We start from the raw sequence: 19,207 nt of genomic DNA, 5'->3' as shown, positions 1-19,207 counted from the left end.
TACGTTACGAAAGAACTGGACAAATATCCAGGAACTTCGACGCTCGCGATCAGCTTGCCGGCGTCACCGTGACTGTGACGGGGCCCGCGTCGTCCGCGGTTTCCACTGTGAGAAGACGGCTTTGGGGGTTCCAGTTCACGATGTCGGCGCCTGCGACGTCGACGCCGCCGGGAAAGCCGCTCTCGGGTAGGTAGATCTCGGTCGGCGCCGTCACCGCGGGGTTCGGGGTGAACGTCAACTGAAGGCGGTCAACGCTCGAGGACCATTCGGTGGGTGTGCCAGCGACGGCACGCGGATACGGCTTGTTCAGGGTGTCGACGAGGAGTGTCTGTGTTCCGTCCGGCAGGTACGGGCCCCAAGGCCCCGGATCACTGGACCAGTACGAGACGCCCGCGCCGAGTTCTCGGGCGGTCGTGTAGACGCGGTCGATGTAGTCGGTTGCGCCGGGCAGTGTTGTGTCGAGCCCGAATTCGCCGAGAATGACCGGGACGCCGCCGAGTACGTTTCCGGCGATGTGTTCGACGCTGTCGCGCCAGGTGTCGATGGTCGCGTCGGTGAGTGTGCGTGAGAGGCCGGAGTATCCGTCACCGAGGTCGAGGGGCAGTGGGTACAGGTGTGGGCAGTAGGCGATTCGCTGTTCGCCGGCTCGCGGGTCGTTGATCTTCGTCAGTCCGCTGGGGACACCTTGGTTGACGCCGACGGCCTGCGGGGCCACACACACCCAGCTGTCCTGATCAACTTCCCTGATGGCGTTGGTGGTTCGCTGATACAGGGCAGCGAGGGGCCCACCTTCGAACGCGGGGCCTTGGAGGGAACCGCCCCACGGCTCGTTCATCAGGTCGTATGCCACGACGGTGTCATTGCCTGCAAAACGTTCGGCCACCGCCTGCCATGCGTTCGCGTAGTGCTCGACCAGTTCGGGGTGTTGGCCGGTGGTGTTCCAGAAGTTGTCGAATGCGCGCATCACGCCGGGTTGGATGTAGTACAGCTCCCAGCGGTCTTGAGGGCTGACCGGAAGGCCGTCCATGTAAGTCGCCCAGGCCGGTGCGCCGTTGCCGATGTTGCCTGCGCCGTTGCCGCTGTTGCCCTCTGGTGTGATCGCGCCGGAGTAGACGTCTTGATGCATGTCGAGCATGACCTTGTAGCCGCGCTCGGCGTACCAGCTGACCCGGTCCTCGACGCGGTCGAGATACGCCTGGTCGTACTGTCCTGGTTCCGGTTCGACCGAACGCCAGGAGATCAGGAACCGCACGAAATTTGTTCCCATGTCGGCATGTTCGCGTTCGAGGTCGGCTTCGGTGAACTTCGGCATGCCGTCGGGTGCGCTTTTTGCGCTCGACGCCGTGTTGAACCCTCGCAGGATCAAGGAGCGGCCGGCGTCGTCGGTCAGGTACGACGGCGGCACGTCCGTGCCGCCGGCACTCCCCGACGTGGGCAGGCTGCCCTGAGCCGCGGCAATACCGCCGCCCAGTATCAGTGAGCCCGCGACTATCAGTGCTGAGAGCGGGATACGGCGCACGGAAACTCCTCCTGGATGTGTGGATGGATTGACTTGTCCGACTGGGGATTCAGACCTGGTCTTGATCACTCGGTGTCGATTCACGTCGGTTGGCTTACGCTGGTACGCCCGTTTTCGATGTGTCCGACGAGCACCCGCTTGAATTCAGGATCTTCGTCGACTGTCACGGTGGCCTGATACCAGCCGTCCACCGACTCCACCGCCCACCGACCGCGTGCGCCGGCAGCGAGCTTCCGTCGGTCTCCGTCGACGTCGACGGAGAGTGCACGACTTCCGGAATTGTTCGCGGTCAGTACAAGCGCGCGCGACCCTGCGTCGATGGTTGTCGAGACGTCGAGCGAAGCTGCCGCACTGTCTGTAGCTCCACTGAATTCGCGCCTGAAACCATTGGGACCCAACAGGATCAGGCTGTAGACGCGATCACTGAGCGCAACGGTGTCATCGACCTCGCCCAGGAGGTCGTAATGCCGTGGCTCGTCGAACTCACCTGCGTACGGGTACAAGGCCAGGTGAGTTGATGCGGCACCGGCATTGACCAGATGGACCGTCAACGAGCCGGTTTCCGGGTTCACCGTCGTGTAGGCGTCGGGCTGATAGGGGAGGGCCCGTGCTGGTCGAGTGCCGCTTTCCTGCAGGGGCATTCTCTGTTCGGTGGGTGGGGTCGGTGTCCACCGCGGTTCCAGAGGCGGAGTGGGCTGCGGGCGCGCCAAAGTCGGTCGGCTACGCGGGTTGGCGAAGTCGAACGCCGACGTCAGGTCGCCACTCACCGTGCGTCGCCACGGGTCGATTTCCGGCTGCGTGATTCCGAACCGCTTCTCCAGGAATTGCGTGACGGACGTGTGGTCGAACACTTGTGAACAAACGAAACCGCCAACAGTCCACGGCGAGATGATCGTCATCGGCACCCTCGGGCCGAGGCCGAGCGGCTGATTGCCGACCCATTCGGTTTCGACCGAGCGCGGCGGTCGAGGTGGCGGTACATGGTCGAAGTACCCGTCGTTCTCGTCGAAGTTGACGATCACGGCCGTCTTCGCCCACAGATCGGGATCGGAGGCGACGGCGTCGAGCACTTGATAGAGCAGTGTTGCGCTCGCCGCAGGTGACGATCCCGATGGGTGCTCCGAATCCACTTCGGACGGAACGAGATAACTGACTTGCGGCAGTCGGCCCGACGCGACGTCCTTCCTGAACTCGGCGGCCAGTGTGCCGGGCCGGGATCGGTACAGTGCGCGATCGTAGAGTTGGCGATCAGCAGGCGACAGTTGGTCTGCAGCATTCTCGAGGGCCAGTACCGCTGCGTCCTGGACCGGCGCCGGCATCGACGGCAGGGCGAGATAGAACCCGGCCAAGGTCTGCAGTTCGTAGGGGAGCAGGCTTGGCCGACCAAGCAGCCCTGCCGCCACTTTCTTGAAGGCAGTGAAGTATTCGAGGTTGTTGTCTCCGAAGTTGTCCCACTCTTGGTAGGTCTTCCAGGAAATGCCGGCGGACTGCAACCGCTCGGGAACCGTCGTCCATCCGTAGCCGGCGTGCCAGGGGTTGTAGGCCGCATTGGTTACAGCTCTTCCCTCGGGGCCGGGCGGATCCGAAGGCAGGACCGACTCGGTCGGATTAGGCGAAAGTGGCTCGTATCCGGTGTATCCAGAGACCCAATAGTTCCGGTTGGGGCTCGTCGACGTCGGAACGGAGCAGTGGTAGGCGTCGCAGATCGTGAACGAGTCCGCCAGTTCGTAATGAAAGGGAATGTCTTGCCGGTCGTAGTACGCCATCGTCGTACCGGTCTTTGCCGCAATCCAACCGTCGTGCCAGCCGTCGGCGAGTGCGGCATGTCCGCCTGCCCAGCTGTGATCCAGCCCGGTGACGTTCTGGGCGTCCATGCGTTGTGCAGCAGCGGAATCGCGGATGGGGAAGGGGAGCACAGGACCGGTAAGCCCGGGTTGCTCGAAGACGCTTTGGCCGCTGCGTAGACGCAACGCATTCGGATCCCCGAAGCCGCGAACACCCCTCAGAGCGCCGTAGTAGTGGTCGAAAGATCTGTTCTCCTGCATGACGAGGACAACATGCTCGATCGAATCGAGCCCGCCGGAGTTTGCGGGTGTCGCCAGTGCACGTTGAAGCGACGGCGGCAGAAGGGAAGCGGCGGCGACTGCAGTCGCACCGACCCCGGCGGCGAGAAACGACCGTCGAGAAAAGGAATTCCTGGACACTTGTGCTCCATCGATCAATCAATCAGTGCTATGACTACGGCCGCGACATGCTGTTGCCGCTGCTCCGAATCGGTGCAGCGGCAACAGTGTCGAGAGAAATGCGATCAGGAACCGAAGAGACCGCCCAGCGAACCGAGGCTGCCCGAGCCGCCGTTTCCGCCATCATCAGGCGCAGCAGAAACCTTTACGACGGATTCGTCCGACGCAGACTGCGTGAATCCGCTTCGCCCGGCGTATGCCGCCTTGATCGGATGATCGCCCGTCGATGCGAAAGTGTGCGTCAGTCGCGCCACACCATCGACACCGACGACAACGGGTTGTCCGATGGGTTGGTCACCGTCGAAGAACTGAACCGAACCCCCGCCCGGATTAGGACTGACCGTTGCGGAAAGTTCTGCCGCGACATTCTGCTTGGCCGTCGTAGGAGCTGCCAGTGAGGTCGAGGTGGTGACATCGGACGGCGCGGGATCAGACACGGTGACCGTTTGGGCTGATGCCATCGACGGCATGAATCCTGTTGCGCCGGAGTAGTAGGCCGACACTGCATGAGATCCGGCCGAGGTGAATGCGTGTTCCAGAGTGGCTTTTCCGTCAGCGCCCACCGGGATCGGGGCACCGATATTTGCAGCGCCATCCTTGAACTGGAGAGTGCCACCAGTGGGGGTCGGCGTGACCTGCGCCCTCAGCGACACCGATACGCCCGTCTTTGCATCGGTAGGAACGTTCACGGCAGTGTCGGTTTGCTTGACGACAGGTGCGGCAGTCACCGTGACCATCGCCTCTGTCGAGTTGGAACTCTGGAATCCGTTGACTCCCTGGAACGTTGCGGAGACCCGCGCGGTTCCGGCGGTGAAGAAGGTATGCGGTAGCCGGGCAGTGCCGTCGGCACCGGGCGTGACAGGTGTACCGACGTCAGCGCCGTCCACCCTGAACTGCACGTTTCCGTTGACCGGCGCCGGATCCACCTTTGCGACAAGCTCTGTCGGTGTGCTGGCTTGGATCGAGCCGGGCATCTGGATTGTGGTGGTTGTCGGTTGGCTGACGTAGATGGTGGTCAGGGCCTGCCCACCGGCGTTGAGGCCGGAGTTCCTGTTGTCCCGCGGGGAGCAGTTGTAGCGCTCCCAGTAGTTGACTCCGAAGACGTCCTTTTCGCGCTGGACGAATGTGAGCGCATTTCGGTCATCGTCGTAGTTGGCGGAGCCGGGATCGGAAACTCGCAGCGAAGGCTTGATCTCGCTACCAGCCGCACCGGCTTTGACTGTGACGTCGACTGCGGGGAGTCGGAACTTGGTGTTGGCGCCGACGATGATGCCGTCACTCGATCGAACTGCGGAGGACGGACCGTTTCCGATGGTCCGATTCGATCCGGAGATACGCAGGTGCGTACCGGATGCCGATGGATTGCCGCCGTCGTCGATCTGTGTGACTGTTGGAGTGGCACTGTCGGATCCGAGGCCGTACACACTGTCCGCCACAAGCTGGGAACTCACGAATTCGACGCCCGACGGGATGTCGAAGTCGTACTTGATCCGGGCCCAATGCACGACTCCACGGCTGGCATGGCCGCCGCCGTTTGCCTTCATCTCGTTCGGCTGCACCCGGTAGGTGATGGTCTCACCTGGTGCCGCGGTGGTCGGCGCGGTGATGGTGACCCCCGAGCCGAGCGTCTCGTTGAACGTGATCGGGCTTGCCGCACCGTCCATCTCGCGCACATGGCATGCAGTTGTGAAGGCCACGCTCTTGGTCTCGGGGGCAGCAGAGGCGATTCCGCCGCCGACGATGGAGAACAAGCCGCCGGCCAGTACCGAGACGGTTGCAATCGCAGAGCCGCGTAACAGTTTCGAGTTCATCGACGAATCCTGGTTTCTGCTCACAGTTTTCACGACCCGAATCCGGGGGTACCAAGGCTGCCGAGGCTACCGGTGCCAGGCTCGGGCTCGGACGGTTCGACCACGTTGATCGTCACGGCGCCCGACATCGATTCCATGAAACCGGCAGATCCCGTGTAGTACGCCGTGATGTTGTGGTCGCCCGCTGTTGTCATCGTGCGGTTGGCCTTTGCGACACCGTTGACGACGGCCACCGGAGCGCCGAGGTCGACCCCTCCGTCACGGAACTGCACTGTTCCTCCCGACGGCCACGGAGTGACCGTTGCCGTCAGCTCCACGGAGTCACCGACGACAGCTTTACCGGGTGCGTCGATTCGCGTCTGTGTCTGAGCGAGACTGGAGTCGACATTGATCACGGCGAGCGGCTGGCCGCCTGCGTTCAATCCGGCCGAACGATTGTCGCGTGGTGAGCAATTGGTGGTCAGCCAGTATTTGACGCCACCGAGCAGTGTCTCCTGTTGCAGGAAAGTCAGGTAGTTGGCGGCACTGTCGTAGGAACCGGAGTTGGTGTCGGAAACGCGGAGCATGGGCTTGATCTGGGTTCCCACAGCCCCTGACGTGACGGTGACGTCGACTGCCGGGAGCTGGAACGTCTTTCCTCCACCGACCTCGATTCCGCCGCCGCCGTTGTCGTCGGTGTTGGGTCCGTTGCCCGCCGTGATGTTGTTGCCGGAGATACGAAGATGCGTCCCATTCGGATCGGGTGAACCGGCATCGTTCACCCGCGTGATAGTCGGGGCGACCCCACCCAGATTCGAGCTGGTGCCGGCCACGATCTGCGCCCCCACGTAGGAGGTGCCTGCAGGGATGTCGAAATCGAACTTGAGACGCGTCCAGTTCACGACGGACCTGAGGTCGTAGCCGTCATTGGGGACCGTCATCGGCTTGGGGGCGAGTCGGTAGGTGAATGTCGAGTTCGGCGGAACCACGGTCGGGGCACTGATCGTGACGCCGGAATCACGCGTCTCGTTGTGTGTGATCGGACCGGGGAACTGCCACCCGTGACACGATGCCGTGAACGGAAGGTTCACATCAGCGGCGGATGAAACTCCCGCTCCGCCGACGACCAGGGCAACGCATCCGGTCAAGGATGCGGCCACCCCTACTCCTCGGCGCATCAACGTCGACACCATTCACATTCTCCTTGAGTAGCGCTCGAAAAAATCGAGCTCTCGGCTTGAAGCCGGGTCCGGGAACCGGCCTCGAGCTGACAGAGAAGCGAATACGTCTTCGTCGTTTGCTCACCACCAGCTCAAACCCTGGAGAGGAGTAGAACACAGAGCGACCCGCAAAATATGCGATTCGGACAAATTGTTGGACAAACGTCCAACCGGCGAAATTTCTCCACTTCACTGACCGCTCTGCACTGCTTTGACGTGGCGTGAAGTGGGCCCGGTAAACGGTCAGGCGATCGCGCGGCGCATCAGTTCTGCCGTCTCCTTGTTGAATGCGACCAGTGTGACCGTCTCGACCTCGGTCTTCGCCGTGCGAATCGCTGAAACGGCCTGTCGGACCGCATCTTCCTTCGGCCAGCCGTAAACCCCTGCCGAGATCAACGGAAAGGCGACGGTTCGTGCGCCGATCGAGTCGGCAACGGCGAGACTGCGGGTGTACGCCGACCGAAGCAATCCGGATCGGTCCTCGGAGCGCGAATACCTCGGGCCGACGGTGTGAATCACGGCCTTGGCGTGGAGCTTTCCCGCGGTGGTGGCCACGGCCGCACCCACCGGGAGGCCGTCGGGAAGGCTGGTGTTGCGCAATACCTCGCAGGCCTTCAGGATCTCCGGTCCTCCGGCTCGGTGGATCGCGCCGTCGACACCGCCACCGCCGAGGAGCCTGGAGTTGGCCGCATTGACGATGGCGTCGACAGTCAGCGTCGTGATGTCACCTTCGACGACGGTAATAGCGGGCATGGATCCTCCTGTGTACCCGACGGCTGTGTTTCCGACGGCCGTGTTTCCGACTGCCGTGTTCCAGAGTTCACGCTTCGGGCGAGCCCACGGCATAGCCGAGCGTACGTCGTAGGGGTCACGTCCGATCAACATCGAGTATCGCGCCGCAACCGACGGTGTGCGACTGTGCGCCTGAACGCAATGAAGGAGTACGCGCTTTCCCTCGGCCCGCAACGCCTGGACGGTGCGCGCTGCGTCGTCGATAACGAACTCGAGGTTGGCGTTGGAATCGTGACCGTCGTCGACCAACCAGAACTCGACGTGATCGGAGCTGACCTGCCGTGTTCCCATGCGGCACAGGCTGACCACGGCGTCGTAGTCTGCAGTGGACACCGCATCGACGCCGCCGAGCATCACGCCGTCGTCATGCGGATGTGTGGTCAGGTGGTGGGTTCCGCGGAATTTCGAGTAATCGAGTTCTGCGGTCGACGGCCATCCGTTCTGGTCGTCGGTACCGCCGCGAGCAGTCTTGATCGCCAGGCGAACCAGATCGGAGGAACGGTATCCCGGCCAGCCGTGCATGATTCGGCGCCAGCGGGCGGGAACCGCCGACGCTCCCCAACGGGCGCCGAGAAGGCCACCCGCGATGGCCGCAGTCGTGTCGGTGTCCCCGCCGGCTCGTACGGCTGCTTCCAATGCGTACTGGAGGTGGCGAGCGTCGGCATTGTCCGTGGAAGTGATGGCCCACCAAGCAGTCTGAAGTGCATGCACCACCCAACCGTTCTTGGAGAAGTCCTGCGGGTTCCCGGTTTCGGCCTGATCGAGCAGCGGGCCCCAGTATTCGGCTACCTCCTGATCGGCAACGGAGAGGAAGCCTCGAACGCCGTCGAAGTTGCCGGCGACAACGGCATGGCGGATGGCATGGGTCCACAACTCACACGCCTGTCCGGCACGCGGGTCGTCGTGCGTGAGTGAACTGATCCGGTGCGCGGCCGCCATGGCACCTTCTGCATCGTCCAAGTAGGAGAGGGCGACGGGAGCAGTCCGCATGAGCGAGCCGTTGCCGGCCTTGCGGCCGCTGATCGCCCGCGCACGATCCGCCATCGCCGCTGCGCTTTCGGAGCGGGCAGACAACACTGCTCGCGTCTGGTTGCCGATGTCCGCGGGCGTCGAGTCGTACCACCGGATGAACTGTGCTGCAATGGCATCAAGACCGCCAGAGCTTACGATGTCGATTCCGGTAGCGGCCACCTCGGCGATCGCAACTGCCATCGAGGTGTCGTCGGTCCATTCTCCCGGTGCCCAGTCGAACGGGCCGCCACCGATCATGTCGATGTCGATCTCGGCCTTCGGATAGGTGAATTCGTAGCCGGCGCCGAGTGCGTCTCCTGCTGCGGTGCCGAGCAGAACGCCGGCCGCTCGATCGGACTGCTGTGCGGTGAGTTTCATAGCCACCTCTTCGGTTCGCGATGATCGTTTGATCAACTTTGCGCTAACCATAGATCATATTTGAGATAACATGCAAGGGTGAATAAATGGACAGACACGAGCGGCAAGCGATTGACGGACTATCCGCGTCCGTCTGTGGCAGTGGACGTCGCGGTGCTGACGTACAGCGGTGGATCTCTGAAAGTTCTGGTGGTTCGGCACCGTCTCGGTGCGCTGGCGCTACCGGGAACATTTCTGCACGAACGCGAATTGCTCACGGCCGCAGCCGATCGTGCCCTGTCGGTCAAGGCAGAGTTGGCCCAGACGAGCTTTCACCAGTTGGCGATCTTCGACCGACCGGACCGCGACGACCGTGGATGGGTTTTGTCGGTCGCACACACGGCTTGCCTACCGGAATCGGCACTGCCCGATTCGGCGCTTCTCGTCGATGTGTACGACGACGAGGCAGTGAGCGGACTCGCATTCGATCACGCCGACATGGTGCGACTCGCGGTCACGGACCTACGCACGAGGTATGCGTCGTACGTGGATCCGGACGGATTGTCGGGCGGGACGTTCACCGTCGCCGAACTTCGGGGACTGTACGAGGTGATCTTCGATCGTCCGTTCCAGAAGGACAGCTTCCGCCGGCAGGTGTTCGACGCGCTCGAAAGTACCGGCGAGATGAGCAGGCCAGGTAACGGCCGACCCGCCGAGACGTACCGGAGGCGGGGTGACGGTGCACTGACTGCGCAGGCAATGGCATTTTTGACCGGGTGAAGTGAAACGAATTCTTGCAGTTCTGCTGACCTGACGCGCTGAGCTGGGTAATGTCCGATTGATGGGTGCAGTTTCGAATGAAGCCGAGTCCAAGATTCCGACTGTCGTGTGGGGTACCGGCAACGTCGGGCGTGCATCGATTCGCGCTGTGACAGCCAATCCTGCCCTCGAACTTGTCGGCGTCATCGTTGCCAACCCTGCAAAGGTCGGGCGAGACGCCGGTGACCTCGCGGATCTGGGAGTGCACCTGGGCGTCGCGGCTACCGACCACGCCGATGCCGTGCTCGCAGCGTCCCCCGGCGCGGTGGTCTACGCGGCGTCCGGCGACATTCGGCCCGATGACGCTGTTGCCGACATCACGCGGGCGCTGGCCGCTGGAGCTGTAGTGGTCACGCCGTCGGTGTATGCGCTGTACGACCCGAAATCTGCGCCTCCCGAACTTCGTGATCCCGTTGAAGCTGCAGCCAAGGCGGGCGGCGGCGCTCTGTTCGTCTCCGGTATCGACCCAGGCTGGGGCAACGACATCCTGCCGATTCTCGTCAGCGGGCTCGCGGGGACAATCGACCAGATCCGGTGTCAGGAAATCTTCGACTACACGACCTACGAACAGCCGGATTCTGTCCGCTACCTGATCGGGATGGGTCAGCCGATGGACTACGAACCTCCGATGGTCGCGCCCAGTGTTCCCACCATGGTCTGGGGCGGGCAGATTCGGCTCATCGCCCGAGCGCTCGGGGTGGAACTCGACGAGATCCGCGAGACCTTGCTGCGCCGCCCGCTCGAGGAAACCGTGTCGACCGAACATATGGGGGAGTTCGCAGCCGGCACCCAAGGCGCACTGCGATTCGAGGTTCAGGGAATCGTCGGCGGGGAACCCCTGATCGTGATCGAACACGTCACGCGTATTCATCCGTCCTGTGCCCGCGACTGGCCGCTCCCGCCCGACGGAGGCGACGGCGCGCACAAGGTGATCGTCGAAGGACGACCACGAATCGAGATCAACGTCGAAGCCACCGATGAAGGTGGAAACCGCGCGGCCGGTGGAAATGCCACGGCCGTAGGACGTCTCGTCAACGCAATTCCGTGGCTACGTCAGGCTGAACCCGGCCTCTACGACGCGCTGGACGTTCCGCTCACACCCGGCGTCGGCAAGCTCGGTGCCCGAAACTCGGAGGTACTCACATGAATATCGACATACCCGAAGGCAAGAACCCGATCGGCTACGTGTGGGGCGAGATGGTTCCCGGCATCGGGCCCGCGGCCGCCGGGTTCTCCCAAAAGGTCTACACGGACGGCACTCTCGGACTCCGCGAGTTCGAGGCGGCCAGGCTTCGGATCGCTCAGATCAACGGGTGCATCTTCTGTCAGGACTGGCGCACCGAGCGTGACGGCGAGACTGTGGAGTCGACTTTCGATCAGGCTGTCACCGATTGGCGCACCACAGATGCCTTCGACGACAGGACGCGCCTCGCTGCCGAATACGCCGAGAGATACGCCCTCGACCACCACGGGCTCGACGACGAGTTCTGGGAACGCATGACAGCTCACTACTCCCAGCGAGAAATCGTCGAGTTGAGCATGTGCCTCGGATCGTGGTTGGCCTTCGGCCGGCTCAACCACGTCCTCGGCCTCGACACTCAATGTATGTTGCCCGGCAACTGAACCTAGTTGCCCAGCGTCGTCAGATCCGGGTAGTTCGAGACCTCCCAGCCGCCGTCGACGACCAGACTGGTTCCGGTGATGTACGAGGCGTCGTCGCTGGCGAGATAGAGGCAGGGTCCCGCGATCTCGTCGGGAGTTGCCGCTCGGGACATGGGAATTCGGCTGAGAAACATGTCGCGGGCGGGTTCGTAGTTCATGACCGGCGCGACCAGTGGCGTGTCGACCAGGCCGGGTAGAACGGCATTGACCCGGATCCCCGACGCAGCGAGTTCGATCGCGGCATTCTTGCTGAACATCTCGACCCCGGCTTTGCCTGTCGCGTACGCGCTCCCGTAGGGGCTCGGTACGTGCGCGTTCAATGAGGACACGTTGACTATCGCACCACCGCGACCGTGCTCTCGGATATGCCGCGCTTCATGTTTGGTGCAGAGGAAGACGCCCTTCTGCACCAGGTCGATGGTGAAGTCCCAGTCGGCCTCGTCGAGGTCGACGATCTGCCCAACCCTCGACGCCCCGGCAACGTTGAAAGCCAGATCGATACCGCCGAATTCCGCTGCCGCAGCGGCAATAGCCTCGGCAACATCGGATTCCTTGGTGACGTCAGCGGGAACGGCGAGGAAAGACGCGCCGTGCTGGGAGGCTAACTCCTTCAAACCCTCTGCATCGATGTCAATTCCGGCTACCTGTGCGCCTTCGCCGATAAGTCGTAGTGCGATGGCTGCACCGATACCTGATGCTGCGCCGGTGACAACCGCGGTTTTGCCGGCAAATCTGGACGTGTTAATGGGCACCTGCTTTCAAGAACTTTCCGGTTCGGCGGTTGCCGAGAACGGGTGCTGCTTCTCCGTCGCCGAAGACGTACTCGCCGCCGACGAACACTGCGGTGACGGTCTGATCGTTGCGATTGACCATGCGGGAGAGGTTGTCGTACTCCGCGACCGGACTTTCGGCGTACGCCTCGAGTGAATCGTCGAGATGGGCGGGATCGATCACAACCAGATCGGCGCGGTCACCTAATCGAAGGTGCCCGGCATCGACGTCGTACCACTCGGCCAGTTCGCCGGTGAGGCGATGCACCGCTGCCTCGACGGTCATGAAGGGACGGCCGACCTTTTGGGCATCGTAGACACGTCGTAGCAGTCGTAAGCCGAAGTTGTAGAACGCCATGTTGCGCAAATGCGCTCCGGCGTCGGAGAACCCGAGTTGGACGCCGTTGTCCTGGGCGAACTTGTCCAGAATCTCCGGTCGGTGGTTCGAGATGGTTGTGCGCCAACGCACTTTCGTGCCGTGTTCGAGGACCAGATCCAGGAATGCATCGACAGGGTGGAGGCCGCCTCGTTCGACGCCGACCTGCCCGAAGCTCTTGCCGACAAGGCATTCGTCGGGGCAGGAAACGATTTCGGCGTCGAAGAAGTCGCGGTGCCAGACTTTGACGCCGAATTTTTGATCGTAGTCCTTGCGGAACTGTCGACGGTACTTCTCACTCTGCATCAGAACGTTGCGTTCCATCTCGTCGGTCAGATGCAGTGCTGCAGCGCCGGATCCGAACTCCTCGAAGACAACCAGGTCGATGCCGTCGGCATATACCTCGAAGGGAACTGGCAGGTGCTGCCAGCGCAGGTCGCCGCCGAGTCGATTGACCAAGTGTGCCAGTGGGCCGAGGATCACCACGGCCAACTTGTTGGACTTGATGTCGGCCGCCGAAAGCATGCTCGTCTTGAGTCGCTTACGCCAGATACCCGCACTGGAGAACGCCATCGCTCCGGTACTCATCGGGTTGGAGAGGTCAGGTCCGGCCTGAAATACCCGTCCTCGGCGGCGCAGGATCGCATTGAGTCGGCGTCGTTCTTTCGTGGTTGCATACGTCGACGGCAGCGTGCGTGAGCGGCAGGTCTCACCGTCGAGTTTGTCGAACAACAATTGCTGACTGGACATCCCGACGAATCCTGCGTCGAGAGCTTCGGTCAACTGTGCTTCCATCGACGCGAGTTCGGTGTCGGTGGGGTGCACGTCCTTCCTGGTAGCACGATCCAGTCCCATCTCGGCGGCTCGCATGTCGGAGTGTCCGATGAAGGCTGCAATGTTGGGACCTAGCGGAAGCGCCTCGAGTGCAGCAACATACTCTCTCGCGGAGTTCCAGGTCTTGGCCCGCGTGAGTGATTCGACGACGTGCTTGCGTGGGATAGCTTCGACGCGGCCGAAAAGGTCGCCGGCGTCCGACGGGCTGGCGTGAATGGTGGACAGGGAACACGATCCGACAAAGATCGACGTGACCCCGTGTCTGAGAGATTCGCTCAGCGCCGGGCCTTCGAGGATCTCGACGTCGTAGTGAGTGTGGATGTCCACGATGCCCGGGATCACCCACTTGCGCCGCGCGTCGATGACACGGGGACAGTCGGTTTCGTCGAGTGGATCGAGGGAGATGGCAGTGACCAGCCCGCCTCTGATACCCAGATTGCGGACAGCTGGTTTCGCCCCGGTGCCGTCGAACCACAGACCGTTGTTGATCACGGCGTCGTAGGTCATGAGATAGCCACCTTTGCGCGTATCGTCTTCCCGGTTGCATTGCGAGGCAGAGGAGTTGTGCTCAGTTTCCACTTCACCGGCACCTTGAAGTAGGCCAGTCGTTCGGCGACATAGTCGCGTAGTTCTTCTTCGGTCGCCGCTCCCTCGCTGCGAAGAACGACAACGGCCGCCACTTCTTGGCCGAGGTCTGCCGAATCAATGCCGATCACAGCGCATTCGAGTACCGCGGGATGCTCGTCGATAGTCTGCTCGATTTCGAGGGGGTAGACGTTCTCGCCGCCGCGCAGGATCAGATCGGACCGGCGGCCGGTCAGGCGGAGTCGGCCGTCTTCGAGAACTCCGAAGTCGCCGGTTCGGAGCCATCGGTCGGGACCGATGGCGGCAGCAGTTGCAGTCTCGTCGTTCCAGTATCCCGACATCACATACGGACTGCGAGCGCAGATTTCGCCCTCCACGCCGTCGGGAACCGCAACACCGAAAGGATCACGGACCTCCACACTCACACCGATGATTGGCCGTCCGAGAGTTCCGGGGAACGCGGCGAGTTCTGGTGGCGTGGCAACCGAAATGCCGGTGGAGGATTCGGTGAGCCCGTAACTGTCGACCAAGGTGTGCTGCGCAAAAGGCAGTCGTGCGCGGAGGCGGTCTTGCAAGGCCGGAGATGACGGCGCAGACGCGAGTGCAAAGGCGCTCAGTGAGGTCAGGTCGTACTTCTCGAGACTGCCATGTTCGAGGAGACGGGTTGCCATGGTGGGGACCACCGCCCAGTTGGTGACCTTCTCGCGTTCGACAAGGGAAAGGACTTCGTCGACGTCGAAGGCGCCCTGGTGGATGACGACGGCTCCGCCCGTCGCGAGTCGTGGGATCGCCAGGTTATGCAGGCTTGCAATGTGAAACAGCGGCGCGGTCAGCAGATACCGCAAGTCACTGGGTCGGCCGTCACTGGGTCGGCCGGTGAACGCCGCAGCGAGGCGATCGCTGTAGCGGTGGTAGTCGATGACGGCCAACACGTTTCGATGAGTGTGAACAGCTCCCTTGGGGCGGCCGCTGGTTCCGCTCGTGTAAAGAATGACGGCCGGATCGTCCTCGTCGACGGACGTGCGGGGCAGTGCAGAACCCGAATACTTCTCCATCAAGGCCGGTAGATCTTCTTCCGTCGTGAGCACGGGAACATCGGTGTTCACTTCGGAAAGAACTTGTGCGCGTTTGGCGTCGGCGATCACCACGGTGGGAGTGGTGTGATCGATGCCGTACTGCACCTCACGGGCCACCCACCACGAGTTGAACCCGACGGCGATGGCGCCAAGCGACTGAGCCGCCCAGAAGGTCATCACCCATTCCGGCGTATTGGCGGCGAGAATGCCCACCCGATCGCCCTTGCGAACGCCGTAACGCTCGCGCAGCGCGGTGGCCAATGCTGCTACGGCCTCGCCGTTCTCGAGGTAGCTGAAGCGCCGGTTCTTGGTCACCAGGTAGTCGCGTGATCCGTAATCGAAGGATGCAGCGAGCACGTCGCCGAGTGCCTTGTCACGGTTCTTCATGACGGGCATCGAGCTGCCGAGTACATCCTCGACTTGCATCTCGAAAGGACCACCAGGGCCGGTCAGCCCGGCCATGACGGACGCGATGAATGCTTGTGTATCAGCGGAAGTAGTCACGTGAAGTGCCTTTCGAAGATTAGGGTACGAGCACTGCGCGTCCGGTGACCTTGCCGTGTTCGAGACGGTCGAGTGCGTCGCGGGCATCAGCGAGGTCGAAGCGGGCTACTTCTACCGTTACCAGACCGGCCTGTGCCAGGGCGATGGAATCGACGAGGTCGTTTCTGGTGCCGCCATAGGACTTCCGGATCGATGCGCCCCACGGCCAGCCCGGTCCGCCGGCAGCTTCGGCTGTGATTCCCGGGTTTCCGCCTCCGAGACCCACCATGCGATACGCGCCGTTCGGCGCAACCGCTTGAACGGACATCTGTGCAGTTGCGTCGATACCGACGAAGTCGAAGATGACTTCTGCGCCTCTGGCCGACGTGAGGTCGAGGATGTGCTGCGCGGTGTCCGGTCCCGATTCGAGCGTGATGTCGGCGCCGCAACGTTTGGCGAGATCGAGTTGATCCTGTCCGACATCGACGGCGATGATGCGCACGGCACTGATTGCGCGAAGTATCTGTACTGCAACGTGACCGAGTCCGCCGACGCCGATCACGACGGCGGTGGCACCGGGCTGGAGATGTTCGCGTGCGCCGCGAATGGCGTGGTAGCTCGTCAGTGCTGCATCGGCGAGCGGTGCGCCCTGCAGGAAGTCGAGGTCTCCGATGGGTACGAAGGAGCGAGCCGGGATCTTGACGTACTCGGCCATTCCGCCTTCGGGACCGAGCCCGGGGCAGGGCGGCATCGCGGTGCGTCCAGCGGCGAGGCACATGTTCTCGTTGCCGCTCATGCATTCTCGGCACTGTCCACACGACCAACAGAGGTAGACGACGCCACGCTCTCCGACGGAACGGCCGTCGACGCCACTCCCGACGGCTTCGATGGTGCCGGCGATCTCGTGGCCGATGGTCAGCGGTTCTTCGCGCATCTTGTACGGAAAGTGCAGGAGGTGCAGATCGGAGTGGCAGATTCCCGCTGCGCCCACCCGAATCAGCAGTTCCGATGGACTGATCTCGGGGATCGGCACGTCGTTGATCTCGAGGAGACCAGGCCCCATGAGCTGAGCTGCCTTCATGAACTGACCTCGCTGATCTCGGAGTTGTACGCAGCGCTCAGATAGGCGTTGCTGCGGTCGGACCCGATCAGACCGGGTGCCATCTTGTTCATGACGTAGGCGAAAGTCATCCGGCGGTCCAGATCGTTGACCAGCATCGAGCCGCCGATACCGGCCCACCAGCAGGCGCGTCCGTCGGGAACCAGGGGTGCGGTATCCGGGTGCGGCAGTCCGTATCCGATGCCGAACTTGAGCGGAGTCATGATCCCGAGGTCGATACCGTCGGCTTGGATCTCGAAGATCAGGTCGATGGTGCTCTGCGAGAGCAGCTTCTGGCCGTCGAGCACACCACCGTTCGAGATCACGGATTGGATCCGAGCGATAGAACGTGCGTTGCCGTGGCCGTTGACTGCGCCGATCTCGGCCTCCCGCCAGGGCGCGGTGTTGACCTCGGGGTAGTCGAGCAGTGGGCGGGTCAGGGTCTTGATGAAGATGCTGTCCTGGTCGAGTGTGGACAGGTCGAACTCCAACGCGGGCGGCGGAACCATGGTGGCTATTCGACCGAAATGCTCTGCGGACGTGCCGATGTGGAAGTCGGCTCCCAGTGGACCGGCAAGCTCTTCGGCAAAGAACCTGCCGAGGGTCCGACCGTCGATGCGACGAATGACCTCACCGACGAGATGGCCGTAGTTGATCGCGTGATAGCCCGACGCCGTACCTGGGGTCCACCAAGGCTTCTGGGTAGCGAGGCGAGCGGTGGACGTCTCGAGGTCGTAGATGTCCTTCAGCTCGATCGGGCGCTCCCAACCGGAGACGCCAGACGTATGCGACAGAAGGTGGCGAACTTCGATGTCTTCCTTGCCGTTTACCGCAAATTCGGGCCAGTAGTGAGCAACCTTCTGGTACACGTCCAATTGGCCGCGTTCGACCAGCAGGAGCGCACACAGAGCCGTCATGGTCTTGGTGATGGAGAAGGTGTTGACGATGGTGTCCGGACCCCAAGGAGTGGTACGGGATTCGTCGGCGTATCCGCCCCAGATGTCTACTACTGCTTCTCCGTCGACGGTGATGGCGATGGAGCCACCCAACTCCTCACCGGATTCGAGTTGCGCCTCGAAGGCGGTGCGGACGGCTTCGAACTCGTTGTTGCAGTGACCGTTCACCGTGCTCATGCGCGATCCGCCTTCTCGAGTTCGTGTGCGGCTGCACGCGCCGCAACAGGTAGCTTGTTCCCCGAGGCCGCGGCACGCTTGGTGCCCTTGGCAATTTCCTTGTTCATGTTGCGGACGTACGGGTCGAACTCGAGCTGAATGGTGTGGCGCGGTGACTTGTAATAGGGGGCGAGGAAGTACGCCTCGTCGGCCTTGGTGATCTCCTGCATCTCTCTCGCGGACGGCAGTTGGTATTTCCCGGTCAGGTAGGCGGCAACGAGCTTGCTCTGCTGCTCGGCGAAGTTGACGAGCGTCGGCATGGGCTGGGCGAGTCCCATGAAGAAGAGGTTGTCGATTCCGGGCTTCATCATGCGTTTGAAGAGTGGGAAACGGTTGTCTTTGTCCGGCAGCAGGTTCGGGTCGTCGAAGAAGGGGAAGCTGATGTTGTAGCCGGTGGCGCAGACGACCACGTCGACGTCCTCGGCGGTGCCGTCGGCGAAATGAACCTGCTTTCCGTCGAGTTTGGTGATCGCCGGCTTGAAGGTGATGTCGCCGGACCCGGCGCGTCCCAAGAACTCGCCACTGGCTGACGGATGTGCCTCGAAGGGGCGGTGGTCCGGCTTGGGTAGTCCGTAGCCCTCCATGGTTCCCAGGTTCTTGCCGAGGAATCGACGACTCAGGAACAGGCGCAGCCCCCGAGGCATCCAGGGCGGGGTGATCAGTTTGTCTCCCGGCACGCCGCCCAGGTATTTCGGCAACACCCACACGCCGCGGCGTGCCGAGACGATGAGCTTGTCGGCGAGGTATCTCTGCCCCAGTTCGGAAGCAATGTCCAAGCCGGAGTTCCCCATTCCGACCACGACAACTTTCTTGCCGCGCATGTCGATCGGATCGAACGGGTCGTTGTAGCTGTGGCTGTGCATGAGGACGCCGTCGAACTCGCCCGGGTAATCCGGGATGTTGGGATCCCAGTGGTGACCATTGCAGACCATCAGGACGTCGTAGGTGCGGACTTCGCCGTCCGAGCGCGTGATCGTCCACAGTCCGTTTGCATCACGCTCTGCGGCAACAACACTGGTGTTGAAGATGATCGACTCACGCAGGCCGAAATGCTCGACGTAGTCCTTGAAGTACTGGAAGAGTTCGGAATGGTGGGGGAAATCGGGAAGGTCGGCAGAGACCGGGAAGTCCTCGAATGCCAAGCGCCACTTCGACGTGTCGATATGCAGGCTCTGGTAGCAGGCCGACATTCCGTTGGGGTTCTTGTAGTACCAGTTTCCGCCGACCTCGTCGGACGCTTCGTAGCAGTCGAAGGGTATTCCGAATTCCTTCATTCGCTTGGCCGTCGTGATTCCGGTAGGCCCGGCGCCGATGATGCAGACGCTCGGCAAGGGGGAGGGGCTCATTCGCCATCGCTTTCTGTTCTGTCTCGGGCGTGCGCGAAGAAGAATCGAAGCCC

The 19,207-nt window shown here is 62.4% G+C and carries 14 protein-coding genes; 3 read left to right on the top strand and 11 right to left on the bottom strand.

Annotation, left to right across the window (positions count from 1 at the left end):
- Nucleotides 1–49: 49 nt before the first annotated feature.
- From ACKAMS_RS10180 to ACKAMS_RS10160, 5 genes are all read right to left on the bottom strand, one after another.
- A complete protein-coding gene (locus tag ACKAMS_RS10180) occupies nucleotides 50–1,519 on the bottom strand; it encodes a cellulase family glycosylhydrolase (protein ID WP_279218193.1) in 1,470 nt (489 codons plus the stop codon).
- Between the two features lie 80 nt (nucleotides 1,520–1,599).
- A complete protein-coding gene (locus ACKAMS_RS10175; protein ID WP_408988967.1) occupies nucleotides 1,600–3,723 on the bottom strand; it encodes a phosphocholine-specific phospholipase C in 2,124 nt (707 codons plus the stop codon).
- Nucleotides 3,724–3,827: 104 nt separating this feature from the next.
- Nucleotides 3,828–5,573: an Ig-like domain-containing protein gene (locus tag ACKAMS_RS10170; RefSeq protein WP_408988966.1), complete on the bottom strand. Its 1,746-nt coding sequence runs from the start codon at nucleotides 5,571–5,573 to the stop codon at nucleotides 3,828–3,830.
- A 29-nt stretch (nucleotides 5,574–5,602) separates the two neighbouring features.
- Nucleotides 5,603–6,745 (bottom strand): Ig-like domain-containing protein, encoded by a 1,143-nt coding sequence (locus tag ACKAMS_RS10165; RefSeq protein ID WP_020909591.1) that lies wholly within the window; start codon nucleotides 6,743–6,745, stop codon nucleotides 5,603–5,605.
- Between the two features lie 270 nt (nucleotides 6,746–7,015).
- Nucleotides 7,016–8,953, bottom strand: a complete 1,938-nt coding sequence (locus ACKAMS_RS10160) for an O-acetyl-ADP-ribose deacetylase (RefSeq protein WP_408988965.1) — start codon at nucleotides 8,951–8,953, stop codon at nucleotides 7,016–7,018.
- Between the two features lie 78 nt (nucleotides 8,954–9,031).
- Here ACKAMS_RS10160 and ACKAMS_RS10155 point away from each other — a divergent pair, with 78 nt between their 5' ends.
- The 3 genes from ACKAMS_RS10155 (at nucleotide 9,032) to ACKAMS_RS10145 (ending at nucleotide 11,374) form a co-directional block, all read left to right on the top strand.
- On the top strand, nucleotides 9,032–9,712 hold the full coding sequence (locus ACKAMS_RS10155) for an NrtR DNA-binding winged helix domain-containing protein (protein ID WP_047889437.1): 681 nt from the start codon (nucleotides 9,032–9,034) through the stop codon (nucleotides 9,710–9,712).
- 61 nt (nucleotides 9,713–9,773) lie between these two features.
- The gene (locus tag ACKAMS_RS10150; RefSeq protein WP_408988964.1) at nucleotides 9,774–10,898 is read left to right on the top strand and encodes a dihydrodipicolinate reductase; all 1,125 of its coding nucleotides are present in this window, start codon (nucleotides 9,774–9,776) and stop codon (nucleotides 10,896–10,898) included.
- Nucleotides 10,895–11,374, top strand: a complete 480-nt coding sequence (locus tag ACKAMS_RS10145; protein ID WP_336503854.1) for a carboxymuconolactone decarboxylase family protein — start codon at nucleotides 10,895–10,897, stop codon at nucleotides 11,372–11,374. Before ACKAMS_RS10150 ends, ACKAMS_RS10145 begins: the two co-directional genes overlap by 4 nt.
- A gap of 2 nt (nucleotides 11,375–11,376) precedes the next feature.
- Here ACKAMS_RS10145 and ACKAMS_RS10140 read toward each other — a convergent pair whose 3' ends face one another.
- From ACKAMS_RS10140 to ACKAMS_RS10115, 6 genes are read right to left on the bottom strand one after another with little or no spacing between them, the layout of a single operon-like run.
- Entirely contained in the window at nucleotides 11,377–12,165 is a 789-nt protein-coding gene (locus ACKAMS_RS10140; RefSeq protein ID WP_021345962.1) for an SDR family NAD(P)-dependent oxidoreductase, read from the bottom strand.
- Nucleotides 12,155–13,900 carry an amidohydrolase family protein gene (locus ACKAMS_RS10135; RefSeq protein WP_070385054.1) on the bottom strand — a complete coding sequence of 582 codons (1,746 nt, stop codon included), beginning with the start codon at nucleotides 13,898–13,900 and terminating at the stop codon, nucleotides 12,155–12,157. The genes ACKAMS_RS10140 and ACKAMS_RS10135 overlap by 11 nt, the downstream gene beginning before the upstream one ends.
- A complete protein-coding gene (locus ACKAMS_RS10130; protein WP_408988963.1) occupies nucleotides 13,897–15,558 on the bottom strand; it encodes a class I adenylate-forming enzyme family protein in 1,662 nt (553 codons plus the stop codon). Before ACKAMS_RS10130 ends, ACKAMS_RS10135 begins: the two co-directional genes overlap by 4 nt.
- 19 nt (nucleotides 15,559–15,577) lie before the next feature.
- A complete protein-coding gene (locus ACKAMS_RS10125; RefSeq protein ID WP_408988962.1) occupies nucleotides 15,578–16,618 on the bottom strand; it encodes an NAD(P)-dependent alcohol dehydrogenase in 1,041 nt (346 codons plus the stop codon).
- On the bottom strand, nucleotides 16,615–17,769 hold the full coding sequence (locus ACKAMS_RS10120) for a serine hydrolase domain-containing protein (RefSeq protein WP_408988961.1): 1,155 nt from the start codon (nucleotides 17,767–17,769) through the stop codon (nucleotides 16,615–16,617). Before ACKAMS_RS10120 ends, ACKAMS_RS10125 begins: the two co-directional genes overlap by 4 nt.
- On the bottom strand, nucleotides 17,766–19,154 hold the full coding sequence (locus ACKAMS_RS10115; protein WP_408988960.1) for a flavin-containing monooxygenase: 1,389 nt from the start codon (nucleotides 19,152–19,154) through the stop codon (nucleotides 17,766–17,768). The genes ACKAMS_RS10120 and ACKAMS_RS10115 overlap by 4 nt, the downstream gene beginning before the upstream one ends.
- Nucleotides 19,155–19,207 lie beyond the last annotated feature (53 nt).

The organism is Rhodococcus sp. 5A-K4 (assembly GCF_046097995.1).
Lineage (GTDB): Bacteria > Actinomycetota > Actinomycetes > Mycobacteriales > Mycobacteriaceae > Rhodococcus_F > Rhodococcus_F erythropolis.
This window is presented reverse-complemented; position numbering and strand designations above follow the sequence as displayed.

What these genes read in the sequence shown, in the direction of transcription:
- ACKAMS_RS10170 (WP_408988966.1), bottom strand. Translation starts at nt 5,573, where the DNA reads ATGAACTCGAAACTGTTACGCGGCTCTGCGATTGCAACCGTCTCGGTA.
- ACKAMS_RS10165 (WP_020909591.1), bottom strand. Translation starts at nt 6,745, where the DNA reads ATGGTGTCGACGTTGATGCGCCGAGGAGTAGGGGTGGCCGCATCCTTG.
- ACKAMS_RS10160 (WP_408988965.1), bottom strand. Translation starts at nt 8,953, where the DNA reads ATGAAACTCACCGCACAGCAGTCCGATCGAGCGGCCGGCGTTCTGCTC.
- ACKAMS_RS10150 (WP_408988964.1), top strand. Translation starts at nt 9,774, where the DNA reads ATGGGTGCAGTTTCGAATGAAGCCGAGTCCAAGATTCCGACTGTCGTG.
- ACKAMS_RS10145 (WP_336503854.1), top strand. Translation starts at nt 10,895, where the DNA reads ATGAATATCGACATACCCGAAGGCAAGAACCCGATCGGCTACGTGTGG.
- ACKAMS_RS10135 (WP_070385054.1), bottom strand. Translation starts at nt 13,900, where the DNA reads ATGACCTACGACGCCGTGATCAACAACGGTCTGTGGTTCGACGGCACC.
- ACKAMS_RS10125 (WP_408988962.1), bottom strand. Translation starts at nt 16,618, where the DNA reads ATGAAGGCAGCTCAGCTCATGGGGCCTGGTCTCCTCGAGATCAACGAC.
- ACKAMS_RS10120 (WP_408988961.1), bottom strand. Translation starts at nt 17,769, where the DNA reads ATGAGCACGGTGAACGGTCACTGCAACAACGAGTTCGAAGCCGTCCGC.
- ACKAMS_RS10115 (WP_408988960.1), bottom strand. Translation starts at nt 19,154, where the DNA reads ATGAGCCCCTCCCCCTTGCCGAGCGTCTGCATCATCGGCGCCGGGCCT.